The 12,195-nt window shown below is 73.0% G+C and carries 12 protein-coding genes; 2 read left to right on the top strand and 10 right to left on the bottom strand.

The window, feature by feature from the left end; all coding sequences use genetic code 11:
• The first annotated feature begins 140 nt into the window (after nucleotides 1-140).
• Nucleotides 141-623 (top strand): redox-sensitive transcriptional activator SoxR, encoded by a 483-nt coding sequence (gene soxR / locus ACFWPT_RS15725; RefSeq protein ID WP_380482218.1) that lies wholly within the window; start codon nucleotides 141-143, stop codon nucleotides 621-623.
• Nucleotides 624-913: 290 nt separating this feature from the next.
• Here soxR and ACFWPT_RS15720 read toward each other — a convergent pair whose 3' ends face one another.
• From ACFWPT_RS15720 to ACFWPT_RS15700, 5 genes are read right to left on the bottom strand one after another with little or no spacing between them, the layout of a single operon-like run.
• Complete coding sequence (locus tag ACFWPT_RS15720) at nucleotides 914-1,891, bottom strand: ABC transporter ATP-binding protein (protein WP_380376158.1); 978 nt, start codon at nucleotides 1,889-1,891, stop codon at nucleotides 914-916.
• Nucleotides 1,888-2,886 (bottom strand): ABC transporter ATP-binding protein, encoded by a 999-nt coding sequence (locus tag ACFWPT_RS15715; protein ID WP_363377932.1) that lies wholly within the window; start codon nucleotides 2,884-2,886, stop codon nucleotides 1,888-1,890. The genes ACFWPT_RS15720 and ACFWPT_RS15715 overlap by 4 nt, the downstream gene beginning before the upstream one ends.
• Nucleotides 2,886-3,872 carry an ABC transporter permease gene (locus ACFWPT_RS15710; protein WP_380376162.1) on the bottom strand — a complete coding sequence of 329 codons (987 nt, stop codon included), beginning with the start codon at nucleotides 3,870-3,872 and terminating at the stop codon, nucleotides 2,886-2,888. Before ACFWPT_RS15710 ends, ACFWPT_RS15715 begins: the two co-directional genes overlap by 1 nt.
• Before the next feature lie 31 nt (nucleotides 3,873-3,903).
• Complete coding sequence (locus ACFWPT_RS15705) at nucleotides 3,904-4,863, bottom strand: ABC transporter permease (protein ID WP_380376163.1); 960 nt, start codon at nucleotides 4,861-4,863, stop codon at nucleotides 3,904-3,906.
• A 13-nt stretch (nucleotides 4,864-4,876) separates the two neighbouring features.
• On the bottom strand, nucleotides 4,877-6,628 hold the full coding sequence (locus ACFWPT_RS15700) for an ABC transporter substrate-binding protein (protein ID WP_380482215.1): 1,752 nt from the start codon (nucleotides 6,626-6,628) through the stop codon (nucleotides 4,877-4,879).
• A 214-nt stretch (nucleotides 6,629-6,842) separates the two neighbouring features.
• Here ACFWPT_RS15700 and ACFWPT_RS15695 point away from each other — a divergent pair, with 214 nt between their 5' ends.
• Nucleotides 6,843-8,309, top strand: coding sequence for an aminopeptidase P family protein (locus ACFWPT_RS15695; protein ID WP_380482214.1), 1,467 nt, complete (start codon nucleotides 6,843-6,845; stop codon nucleotides 8,307-8,309).
• A 22-nt stretch (nucleotides 8,310-8,331) separates the two neighbouring features.
• Here ACFWPT_RS15695 and ACFWPT_RS15690 read toward each other — a convergent pair whose 3' ends face one another.
• The 5 genes from ACFWPT_RS15690 to ACFWPT_RS15670 form a co-directional block, all read right to left on the bottom strand.
• Complete coding sequence (locus tag ACFWPT_RS15690) at nucleotides 8,332-8,661, bottom strand: helix-turn-helix domain-containing protein (RefSeq protein ID WP_363377942.1); 330 nt, start codon at nucleotides 8,659-8,661, stop codon at nucleotides 8,332-8,334.
• Nucleotides 8,658-9,002 (bottom strand): type II toxin-antitoxin system RelE/ParE family toxin, encoded by a 345-nt coding sequence (locus ACFWPT_RS15685; protein ID WP_380482211.1) that lies wholly within the window; start codon nucleotides 9,000-9,002, stop codon nucleotides 8,658-8,660. The genes ACFWPT_RS15690 and ACFWPT_RS15685 overlap by 4 nt, the downstream gene beginning before the upstream one ends.
• 128 nt (nucleotides 9,003-9,130) lie before the next feature.
• A complete protein-coding gene (locus tag ACFWPT_RS15680) occupies nucleotides 9,131-10,153 on the bottom strand; it encodes a nitronate monooxygenase (protein WP_380482209.1) in 1,023 nt (340 codons plus the stop codon).
• A gap of 48 nt (nucleotides 10,154-10,201) precedes the next feature.
• The gene (locus ACFWPT_RS15675; protein WP_380482207.1) at nucleotides 10,202-10,867 is read right to left on the bottom strand and encodes a response regulator; all 666 of its coding nucleotides are present in this window, start codon (nucleotides 10,865-10,867) and stop codon (nucleotides 10,202-10,204) included.
• A gap of 41 nt (nucleotides 10,868-10,908) precedes the next feature.
• Nucleotides 10,909-12,108 carry a sensor histidine kinase gene (locus ACFWPT_RS15670; RefSeq protein WP_380482205.1) on the bottom strand — a complete coding sequence of 400 codons (1,200 nt, stop codon included), beginning with the start codon at nucleotides 12,106-12,108 and terminating at the stop codon, nucleotides 10,909-10,911.
• Nucleotides 12,109-12,195 lie beyond the last annotated feature (87 nt).

The following is a 12,195-nucleotide window of genomic DNA, read 5'->3' as shown; positions in this document are numbered from 1 at the left end:
TTCGGCGCCGACTCCAGGGGGTAACTGTCCTGCTCGGCAGGGGTGGTACCGCTCCGCGCAGCGAATGATCCGACCACGTCCGGTACGCTTGATCTTCAACAGGACTTGAAGTCAAGGAGTCAAGGAGTCGAGGAGCAGGCATGGACACCGGACCGGTCGACCTGCTGAGCGTCGGCGAGGTGGCCCGGCGGGCCGGGATCGCCACCTCGGCGGTGCGCTTCTACGAGGACCAGGGGCTGATCTCCTCCGAGCGGTCGCCGGGCAACCAGCGCCGCTACCGGCGGCACGTGCTGCGCCGGATCTCGCTCATCCTGGTCGCCAAACGGCTCGGCATCCCGCTCTCCGAGGTGGCCGAGGTGTTCACCGGGCTCCCCGAGGACCGGATGCCGGGCAAGCACGACTGGGACCGCATCTCGCGGCGCTGGGCCGAACAACTGCGCGCCCGGCGGGCCGAGTTGGAGCGGCTGGAGGAGGAGCTGACCGGCTGCATCGGCTGCGGCTGCGTGTCGCTGCGCCGCTGCCGGGTGCTCAACCCCGGGGACGAACTGGCCGCCGAGGGGCCCGGCCCGCGTCGGCTGCTGCCGGGCACGGCGAGCGAGGCGGGCGGGCCGTCCGGACCGTGAAAACGGCCGGGCCCTGAGAACGACCGAACCGTGAACACGGTCGGACCATGAGAACGGCCGGACCGTGAACACGGTGGAACCCGGTCGGACGCGGCCCTCGTGAGGTTCCCCGCCGCGCCCGACCGGGCGTCTGCGGCGAGGGATCGCGTCCCTCGCCCGTTGGGTGCCGTACCGCCCGGCGTGGGGGCAACTGGGCGGTACGGCGGCTCTGGTCAGCCGGCCTCAGCCGGCTCATGAAGGCCCTCGAAGGCCAGCGAAGGCCCCCGAAGGCCCGCGAAGGCCTCCGGGAATCAGGCCTCCGGGAAGTGGCAGGCCGCCTCCCGGCCGCCCGGCCCGGCGATCCGCAGCAGCGGGCGGTCCGTGCGGCAGATCTCCTGGGCCTTGGGGCAGCGCGGGTGGAAGGTGCAGCCGGACGGCGGGTTCGCCGGGCTCGGCGGGTCGCCGAGCAGCACGATCCGCTCCCGCGCGCGCTCCGCCGCCGGGTCGGGCAGCGGGACGGCGGACAGCAGCGCCCTGGTGTACGGGTGCGCCGGGCTGCCGTACACCTCGGCCTTGTCGCCGATCTCGACGATCCGCCCGAGGTACATCACCGCCACCCGGTCGCAGACCCGCTTGACCACCGAGAGGTCGTGCGCGATGAACACGTACGCCAGGCCGAGCTCCTGCTGGAGCCGCTCCATCAGGTTGACCACCTGGGCCTGGATGGAGACGTCGAGCGCGGAGACCGGCTCGTCGGCGATGACCAGCTTCGGCGAGGTGGCGAGCGAGCGGGCGATGCCGATGCGCTGCGCCTGGCCGCCGGAGAACTCGTGCGGGTAGCGGTCGATCTGCTCGGGGATCAGCCCGACCAGTTCCATCAGCTCGCCGGCCCGCCGGCGCGCGTCGGCCGCGCCGAACCCCTGGAGCAGCAGCGGCTCGGAGATGATCCGGGCCACCGTCTGCCGGGGGTTGAGCGAGGAGTACGGGTCCTGGAAGACCATCTGCAGGTGCCGCCGGTGCGGTCGCAGCCGGGCCTGGGAGAGCCCGCCGATCTCGGTGCCGTCGAAGGTGACGGTGCCGGAGGTCGGGTCGAGCAGGCGGACGATCATCCGCCCGGTGGTGGACTTGCCGCAGCCGGACTCGCCGACCAGGCCGAGCGTCTCGCCCTTGCCGACGTCGAAGCTGACGCCGTCGACGGCCCGGACCGGGGCGCCGGGGCGGCCGGTGCGCCCTCGTCGACCGGGGAAGGTCTTCACCAAGTCCCTCACGGACAGCAGGGTTTCGGTCATGGCCGGGCTCCTTCCGGCACCAGTGGCAGGTGGCAGGCGGCCTGGTGGCCGGGGGCGAGCGGGCCGAGCTCTGGTCGTTCGGCCAGGCAGCGGGCGTGTTCCTCGGCGGTGGCGGCGTCGGTGCGGGCGCAGCGCGGGGCGAAGGAGCAGCCGGGGGCGGGGGCGATCAGCGACGGCGGGCTGCCGGGGATGGCCCGCAGCGGGGCGTCGTCGGTGTCGTCCAGGCGCGGCAGCGAGTCCAGCAGGCCGCGGGTGTACGGGTGCCCGGGGGTGGCGAACAGCCGGTCCACCGAGGCCTGTTCGGCGGCCCGGCCGCCGTACATGACCAGCACCTCGTGGGCGACCCGGGCGACCACGCCGAGGTCGTGGGTGATCATGACGACGCCGAGGCCGCGCTCCTGCTGGATGCGGGCGATCAGGTCGAGGATCTGCGCCTGGACGGTGACGTCGAGGGCCGTGGTGGGTTCGTCGGCGATCAGCAGTTCGGGCTCGCAGGCGAGGGCCATGGCGATCATGACGCGCTGGCGCATGCCGCCGGAGAACTGGTGCGGGTACTCGTCGACCCGCCGGGCCGGCTCCGGGATGCCGACCTCGGCCAGCATTTCGAGCGCCCGCGCGCGGCCCGCCCTGCGGTTGGCCTTGAAGTGCACCCGGTAGTGCTCGGCGATCTGCTCGCCGACGGTGTAGAAGGGGTGCAGGCTGGACAGCGGGTCCTGGAAGATCATCGCGATCCGGCGGCCCCGGACGGCGCCCAACGCCCGTTCACCGAGCCCGTTGAGCTCCATCCCGTCGAGCCGGATCGAGCCGGTGACGGCGGCGCCGCGGTGCAGGCCCATGACGGCGAGCGAGGTGACGGACTTGCCGCTGCCGGACTCGCCGACCAGGCCGAGGGTCCGCCCGGCCTCGACGGCGAAGGAGATGCCGTCCACCGCCCGGACGACGCCCCGGGGCGTGTCGAAGGAGACCCTGAGGTCGTCGACCTCCAACAGAGTCATCAGTACCTCACTCTCGGGTCGACGTACGCGTAGAGCAGGTCGACCAGCAGGTTCGCGGCGACGATGAAGGAGGCCGCGAGCAGGGTGACGCCGAGGATGACGGGCTGGTCGGAGCGGACCAGCGCGTCGTAGAACAGCCGCCCGACGCCGGGCAGGCCGAAGATGGACTCGGTGATGACGGCGCCGGCCAGCAGGCCGCCGAGGTCCATGCCGAAGATGGTGAGGATCGGCGTCATCCCGGAGCGCAGCCCGTGCTTGACGGCGACGGTGCCGGGCGGCAGGCCCTTGGCCCGGGCGGTGCGGATGTACGGCTCGGCCATCGCCTCGATCATCGAGTTGCGGCTCTGCCGGGCGTACATGGCCGCGTACAGCAGGGCCAGGGCGATCCACGGCAGCAGCAGGTTGGAGGCCCAGGCGACCGGGTCGTCGGTGAACGCGTGGTACGCGGGGTACGGCAGCAGGCCGGCCGTCCGGACGACGCCCCAGATCAGCATGATCGAGGTGAAGTAGACCGGCAGCGACGCGGCGCCGACCGACGCCACCATCAGCGTCCGGTCGGTGAGCCCGCCCTTGCGCAGCGCCGAGGTGACGCCGGCGCCCAGGCCGAGGACCAGCCAGAGCACGGCCGCGCCGATGGCGAGCGAGACGGAGACCGGCAGGCGGTCGGTGAGCAGGTCCCAGACCGGCAGCGAGTACTCGTAGGAGTAGCCGAGGCAGGGGAAGCCGCAGTGGGTGGCGCTGGCGCCGCTGCCGTAGTCGCGCCCGGCGACGATGCCGGTGAGGTAGGTGGCGAACTGCTCCCAGACCGGCTTGTCCAGGCCCATCGCCGCCTTGACCTCGGCGACCCGTTCGGGGCTGCAGGTCTTGCCGCAGGCGGCCACCGCCGGGTCGGAGGGCAGCAGGTAGAAGATGGTGAAGGTGATCGCGCAGACGGCCAGCAGGATGCCGGCAGCGGCGAGCAGTCGGCGCCCGAGGTAGAGGATCACGGCCGGCCTCCTCGGGGGTCGGGGGAGAGGATCACGACCGGCCTCCTCGGGGGTCGAGGATGTCGCGCAGCGCGTCGCCGAGCAGGGTGAAGGCGAGCACGGCGAGGAACAGGAAGACCGTCGGGATCAGGAAGTACGTCGGGTCGGTCTCGTAGTGGACGATGCTCTCGGCGATCATCTGGCCCCAGGACGGGGTCGGCGGGCGCACGCCCACGCCGAGGTAGCTGAGCGCGGCCTCGGTGGCGATCATGCCGGGGACGAGCAGCGTGGTGTAGGCGATGATCGGCCCGGAGACGTTCGGCAGGATCTCCCGGGTGAGGATCCGCCAGGAGCGGGCGCCGCCGACCTTGGCCGCGTCGACGTACTCGCGGTGCTTGAGCGAGAGGGTCTGGCCGCGGACGACGCGGGCGATGCCGGGCCAGCCGAACAGGCCGATCACCAGGGTCATCAGCAGGATCCGGTTGACGTCCTTGGCCACCGACATCATCGAGATCATGAAGATCAGGGACGGGAAGGACATGGTGAGGTCCATCAGCCGGGAGAGCACGGCGTCGGTGCGGCCGCCGAAGTAGCCGGCGGCGATGCCGGTCAGGGTGCCGGCGACCACGACCAGCACGGTGGCGGTGAACGCGATCAGCAGCGAGGTCTGGCCGCCGTGCAGGACCCGGGCGAACAGGTCGCGCCCGGTCGCGGGTTCGACGCCCAGCCAGTGCCGGGTGCCGATCCCGCCGAAGTCGCCGATCGGCAGGCCGCCGAGGTAAGGGTCGATCGCGCGTTTGTCGAACTCGTCGGGGGTCCAGCCGCCGAGCGCGCTCAGCGGTCCGGCCAGGGCGGTCAGCAGGATCAGCAGGGCGACCGTGACCAGGCCGAAGCGGGCCGAGCCCCTGGCCCACAGCTGGTCCCAGACCAGCCGCCACGGCCCGCGGCCGGCGGCCTTCGCGGGGCCCGCCGCCGCGACCGGCGCGGCGGCGGGCTCAGTGCGTGTGCTCATCGCGGACGGCCCCTCAGCCCTTGCTCTTCGAGGGGTCCTTGAGGCCGATGGTGGCGAAGTCCCACTGGCCGGTCCAGACCGGGTGGCCGAAGGCGCCGGCCACGTTGGTGCCGGCCAGCAGCGGGCGGCGCAGCCAGAGCAGCGGCACGGTGGGCGCCTTCTTCAGCAGGTCGTCACTGAGCTGCATCCAGGCCTTGTCGGCCTCGGTGACGTCGCCCATCGCGTTGATCTGGTCGATCCGGTCCGAGGTGGCCTGGTCGCGGAACTGCTCGACGTTGCCCTGGTTGCCCTTCTCCTTGATGGTGCGGCCGTCGAAGACCTGGGGCAGGAAGGTGGCACCCGACGGGTAGTCCGGGCACCAGCCGAGGATGGCGAGGTCGGGCGCGTTCTTGGTGTCGCCGATGGTGTCGTAGTAGACCGACGGGTCGGCGGTGGTGATGGTGACCTGGATGCCGACCTTGGCCAGCGACTGCTGGAGCGCCTCGGCCCGGGTCTTGTCACCGGAGGAGACGGTCAGCGAGACCTTGAGGTCGGTCTTGCCGGCGTCCTTGAGCAGTTGCTTGGCCTTCTCCGGGTCGCCGGTCGGGGCGATCTTCAGGGTGTCCTGCTTGGTGCCGCCGGTCAGCGCGGGCGGCAGGTAGGAGGTGGCCACGTCGGCCGTCGCCGGGCCGCCGAACGCCGTGACCTGGGCGTCCCGGTCCACCGCGTACATCAGGGCCTCGCGCACCTTGGGGTCGTCGAACGGCGCCTTGGAGGTGTTGGGGTAGAGCATGTCGGTGCAGCCCTGCTGCTCGGCGATCAGCCGGGATTTCACGTCCGGCTTGGGCAGCACCTTGGAGATGGACTCCGGGCGCAGCGTCGCCCACTCGATCGTGGAGGCGTCCTCGCCCTCGCTCGCGATGATCCGGTCGTCGATCTGACCGGCCTTGAGCCCCTCGACGACGACGATCCTGTCCGGGTAGGCCTTGCGGACGGGGTCGGTGGACTGGTCCCAGTTGGTGTTGCGGACCAGCGTCAGCTGCTTGCCGCGGTCGTAGGTCTCGATCTTGTACGGGCCGGAGGAGAACGGGCGCAGGTCGTACTGGGTGCCCTTGTCCTGGGCTTGCGGCACCGGGGCGAAGGTCGGCAGCGTCGCGGTGGAGGAGAACTCGGCGACCGGGCGCTTCAGGTGGAAGACGACGGTCTTCTCGTCCGGGGTCTCGATGCTGGCCAGGTGCTCGCCGTTCAGCGGGCCCTTGTAGTTCTCGCCGCCGGCCAGGTACTGCTGGGCGTAGTCGGGGCCGCCGGTGAGGTCCGGGGCGAAGGAGCGCTCGACGTTGTACTTGACGTCGGCGGACTTGATCGGCGTCCCGTCCTCGTACTTGACGCCGTCCTTGAGGGTGAAGGTCCAGGTCTTCCCGCCGTCGGAGGAGCGGCCGAGGTCGGTGGCGAGGTCGGGGACGAGCTCGCTGCCGGCGGCGCCCGGCTCGGCCTTGAAGGTGACCAGGGTGCGGTAGAGCAGCCGGATGCCGAAGTCCATGTTCGGCATGGTCCAGTTGCGGGCCGGGTCGAGGTGGGCGAAGTCCTGGTTGGACAGGACGGTGAGGGTGCCGCCCTTGACCGGGGTGCCGCCGACGATCGAACCGGACGCCGCCCCCGGGCCCTTGGTGCTGCCAGCCGCCGCGTCGGCGCCGCTGTCGCTCTTGTCGTTCTTGCAGGCCCCGAGGCCGAGGGTGAGGGTCGCCGCGAGGGCCGCCGCGAGGGCGGCGTGGGTGCGCCTGGTCATGTGCAACTCCGCTGTGGGGGGCCTGCCGTGAAGCCCGTGGTCCGCCCCGGGAGGTGATCCGGGACCCGACCGGGAGGCGACCTTCGAGGTCTGGCCGCTCCGCGGTGTGACCCGTAACATAGTAATGTGAAATTGCACTGCACAAGAGGTGACGCCTCCCGTTACCGAGCTGTGTCCGGGCCACACCACCCCCGCCCCTCCTAGGAGTTCACCGGTGACCCACCGCCAGACCGGCCTCAACACCGGGAGCCACGACCTCCCCGTCTCCCCCGCCCTCGACGCCTTCATGGGCACCCGCTGGGCCGCCACCCCCCTCCCCGCCGACCAGCGCGCCCCCGGCCACGACCGCCTCCCCGGCCGCCACGCCCGCCTCTCCGCCGCCTTCCCCGGCGAACGGCTGATCGTCCCCGCCGGCCGGCTCAAGGTCCGCTGCAACGACCTCGACCACCGCTTCCGCCCGCACAGCGCCTACGCCTGGCTCACCGGCCTCACCGGCGAGGACCAGGCCGACCACGTCCTCGTCCTCGAACCGACCGGCCCCCACGGCCACGAGCCGGTCCTGTACCTGCGCCCCCGCTCCCCCCGCGGGGGGCACGCCACCGGCGCCGAGTTCTACCGCGACCGCCGCTACGGCGAGTTCTGGGTCGGCCGCCGCCCCGACCTCGCCGAAGCCGCCGCGCTCACCGGACTGCGCACCGAACACCTCGACGACCTCGACAAACTCCTCACCGGCCCCCAGCCGCCCACCCTCGTCCTCGCCGGCACCGACCCCCTCGTCGACGAAAGCACCGGACGCCCCGGCGCCCACACCGCACGGGACGGCGAACTCGACGCCGTCCTCGCCGAGTTGCGTCTGGTCAAGGACACCTGGGAGATCGGCCAGCTACAACTCGCCGTCGACCACACCGTCACCGGCTTCCAGGACGTCGTCCGCGCCCTGCCCACCGCCCTGCGCCACCCCCGCGGCGAACGCTGGATCGAGGGCGTCTTCGACCTGCGCGCCCGCGCCGAGGGCAACGGCACCAGCTACACCACCATCGCCGCCTCCGGCGCCCACGCCTGCGTCCTGCACTGGATCCGCAACGACGGCGCCCTCGACCCGAACTCCCTGCTCCTGCTGGACGCCGGCGTCGAAACCGACACCCTCTACGCCGCCGACATCACCCGCACCCTCCCGCTCAGCGGCACCTTCACCCCCGTCCAACGGCAGGCCTACGACCTCGTCCTCGCCGCCCAGAGCGCCGGCATCGCCGCGCTACGGCCCGGCGCCCGCTTCCGCGACTTCCACAACGCCGCCATGCGGGTCATCGCCGAAGGCCTCGCCGACTGGGGCGTCCTGCGCATCCCCGCCGAACAGTCCCTCGCCGAGGACAACGGCCTCCACCGCCGCTACACCCTCTGCGGCAGCGGCCACATGCTCGGCCTCGACTACCACGACTGCGCCAGGGCCCGCGCCGACCGCTACCTCGACGGCACCCTGGAAGCCGGCATGGTCCTCACCGTCGAACCCGGCCTCTACCTCCAGCCCGACGACGAAACCCTCCCCCTCGAACTCCGCGGCCTCGGCATCCGCATCGAGGACGACCTCGTCATCACCCCCGACGGCGCCCACCTCATGTCCCACGCCCTCCCCCGCACCGCCCCCGCCATCGAATCCTGGATGGCGAGCCTGCTGGATTGAACCGTGCGAACCGGGCGGACGATCAAGCCACCTTGATCGTCCGCTCCCCCTGTCGGACGGCCACCTCGACCTCCCCGCCGATCGCGGCGGCGTACGCCCTCAGGTTGTCCAGGCTGTCCACCTGCCCGTGCTCGATCTGCGACACCCGCGCCTGACTCACCCCCATCAGCGCGGCCACCTCCTTCTGCGTCAGCCCGGCCGCCTTCCGCAGCTCGGCCAGTTCGTACCCACGGATCCGCGCCAGCGTCTCCTGCCGGATCCGCGCCCGCTCAGCCTCCGCCTCCGGCGTCGCCAACGCGGGGTTGAGACGCTGCGCCTCGGCCCACACCTCGGTCCAACTACGGCCTTTCATGCGCGCGCTCCCTCGTCCTTCTCGTTGACGTACTGCTCATAGCGGGCCTCTGCCAGCGGGATGTTGACGTCGTACCACCGGGACCACTCCCCGTTCTTGTCGCCGGCGACCAGGATGATCGCCTCCCGCTCGGCGTCGAAGACGAAGAGCATCCGAATCTCGGACTGCCCGGCCGAGCCGGGCCTGAGTTCCTTGAGGTTGTGCAGTTTGCTCCCCTGGATCCTGTCGACCATCGGGCGCCTGAGCAGCGGCCCTCTCCGGGCGAGCAGCGTGACCGCGTCAGCAATCTGGTTGGCGGTGTCCGGATCCTTGACGCAGATGTCCAGGAACCAGTCGTTCACCGGACCAACTAGTGTGATCTCCCACATGGGGCAAAATTAAGTTGTCCCTTATACGTTACCGCGCGCTTTCCGACCTAATCCACCCCTGCGAGGGACAACACGCCCCGACCTCGCGCGCGCCGGGCGCACTACCCCCGCGCGGACCGCCACAGCTCCGCGATCAGGTCCGCCGCCGGGCCCGTGCGGGTCTTCCGGTGGGCGGTGCCGGCCCAGAGGTGCATGGACCGGAGGTCGGCGCGGCGGGACGCGGCGGCGCGCAGCGGCTGGGTGAGGTGATGCACCTCGGGGTAGGCGGGCGGGGCGTACGGGCCGTGGCGGTCGATGAAGGCGTTGCGCAGACCGCGGGCCGGGCGGCCGGTGAAGGCCCGGGTGACGGCCGTCTCCGGGAGTTCGGTGAGCGCCGCCCGGTGCGCGGCCGAGGTGCCGGACTCGTCGGCGCGCAGCAGGGCCGTCCCCAGCTGCACCGCCGCCGCCCCGGCCCGCAGCGCCGCCGCCACCGCCGGTCCGTCGCCCAGCCCGCCGGCCGCGATCAGCGGCAGCGCCGTCACCGCCCGGACGGCGGGCAACAGCTCCAGCAGCGGGACGTCGCCGGGCTCGTCCCCGATCCGGTGGGTGGCGCGGTGCCCGCCGGCCTCCGGGCCCTGCACGCACAGCGCGTCCATCCCGACCGCCTCCGCCGCCCGCGCCTCCGCGGGCGTGGTGACGGTGCCGACCTGGAACGACCCGGCCGCGCGGACCGCCGCCGCCTCCTGCGGCGTCGGCAGGCCGAAGGTGTACGAGACCACCGGGGCCGGGTCCGCCAGCAGCACGGCGAGCTTGGCCTCCCAGTCGTCCCGGTCCGGCCCGATCTCCTCGGGCAGCGCCACGCCCCACCGCTCGGCCTCGGGCCGCAGCCGCTCCCGGTAGGTGGCGACGGCCGCCGGATCGCCGGGCGGGGCCGGGACGAACAGGTTCACGCCGAACGGCCCACCGGTCAACTCCCTGACCAGCGCGACCTGTTCGGCCATCGCGGCGGCGCTCCGGTACCCGGCGGCGAGGAACCCCAGCCCGCCGGCCCGGTTCACCGCCGCCACCAGCTCCGGGGTGGACGCCCCGCCCGCCATCGGCGCGCCGATCACCGGCACGGAAAGTTCATCGAGACGCACGGCCATCAGGGTCCTCCACTCCGGGCAACGGTTCGGACCCGGCCCACCCTACGCTCAGCGGATCAGCCCCCGCCCGCGCGCCGCCCGCACCGCCGCCGTCCGCGAGTCCACCGCCAACTTGGTGTAGACGTGCACCAGATGGGACTTCACCGTGGCCTGGCTCAGGTGCAGCCGCTGGCTGATCTGCTGGTTGGTCAGCCCGTCCGCGACCAGCCCCAGCACCTCGGTCTCCCGCGCGCTGAGCGCCGCCGACGGCGTCCGCATCCGCTCCAGCAGCCGGTCGGCGACGCTCGGCGCCAGCGCCGAGCGGCCCGCGGCGGCCGCCCGGACGGCCTGGGCCAGTTCCTCCGGCGGGGCGTCCTTGAGCAGGTAGCCGGTGGCGCCGGCCTCCAGCGCGGGCAGGGTGTCGGCGTCGGTTTCGTAGGTGGTGACGACGAGGACCCGGGGCGCGCCCGGCCGGGCGGTGATCGCGGCGGTCGCCTGGGCGCCGTTCATGGCCGAGCCGGGCCCGAACTGGAGGTCCATCAGCACCACGTCGACCCCGCCCGCCGCGGCCAGTTCGACGGCCCGTTCGGCGGTCGCGGCCTCGGCGGCGATGGTGAAGTCCGGCTCGCCCTCCAGGACGGCCCGCAGCCCGGCCCGCACCACCGGGTGGTCGTCCGCCAGCAGCAGCCGGATCACCGCGCCGCTCCCGCGCCCGCCGTCACTGTGCTCGTTCACGCCCCGGCCTCCCTCGTTCCGCCCGTCGTCACTCCGCCCGTTCACTCCCCGACCTCCGTCACCGGCAGCTGCACCGCGAGCGCCGTGCCCCCGCCGGGCGCCGACTCCACCGTGAAGGTGCCGCCGAGCGCCCGCGCCCGGGCCCGCATCGACGGCAGCCCGAACCCGCCGTCCCCTCCGCTGCGCCCGGCGACCGCCACCGGGTCGAATCCGGCCCCGTCGTCGAACACGTCCAGCGCCACCTCGCCCTCCATGTAGCTGAGCGTCACCTCGGCGTGCGAGGCGTGCGCGTGCCGGACGGTGTTGCCGAGCGCGGACTGCGCGATCCGCAGCAGCGCGACCTCCTGCGGCACCGGCAGCCGTACCGGGTCCCCGGAGACGTGCAGTTTCACCGGCAGGCCGCTGTGCGCCGCCGTGGTGGCGCACAGCCGTTCCAGCGCGACCGGCAGCGGGTCGCCGTCGAGCGCGGGCGGGGTGAGCGCGCGGACGAACCGCCGGGCCTCGTCCAGGTTGTCCTGGGCGGCCTGCCGGGCCTGCTCGACGTACCCGGAGGCGGCCTCGGTGCGTTCCGGCAGGGCCCGCTGGGCGGCCCGCAGCAGCAGCTGGATGGAGCTGAGGCTCTGCGCGAGGGTGTCGTGGATCTCCCGGGCGAGGCGCTCGCGTTCGGCGAGCACCCCGGCGGTGTGGTGGGCGGCCGCGGCGTCGGCGCGGGCGGCGGTGAGTTCGTCGATCAGCCGGCGGCGCTCCTCGCTCTCCCGGTACAGCGCCTGGTAGCCGAGCACGGTGGCGGTGGCGACGGCCGCGCCGAGCGCGGGTCCGATCGCGGCGGGCAGGCTGAAGGTGTGCTGGTGCCAGGACCAGGCGGCGATGGCGGTGGCGGCGGTCAGCCCGACGGCGGCGAGGCCGCCGCGCCGCCCGAGCAGGTGCAGTTCCAGGAAGTACAGCGGGAACGCCAGCCACACCCCGTCCTGGGTGGCGATCAGCACGCCCACCCAGGTGACGCCGAGCAGCGCCAGCCACAGCGCGGCGGCCCGGCGCGAGCGGCGGACGGCGGCCAGCCGGGGGCCGACGGCGTACACGGCGGCCATCGCGGTGGCCGCGGCGGCGACGGGCAGCGGGTCGCCGTCCCGGCCGACGGCGGCGCGGGCGACGGCCAGGGCGAGCAGGCCCGCCACGAGCAGGTGCAGGCAGACCTGGAGGACGCGGGCGACGGGGGTGGTGCGGGATCGTTCGGTCGCCATCCGTCCAGCCTAGGTTCCGGACCGGGCCCCGGCATCAATCAAAAGGTTGAACTCCGCTTCTGCCCTTTGATGCCGAGGATGCAATCC

Origin of the sequence: Kitasatospora sp. NPDC058478, from assembly GCF_042720345.1 — a bacterium.
Taxonomy (GTDB): domain Bacteria; phylum Actinomycetota; class Actinomycetes; order Streptomycetales; family Streptomycetaceae; genus Kitasatospora.
This window is presented reverse-complemented; position numbering and strand designations above follow the sequence as displayed.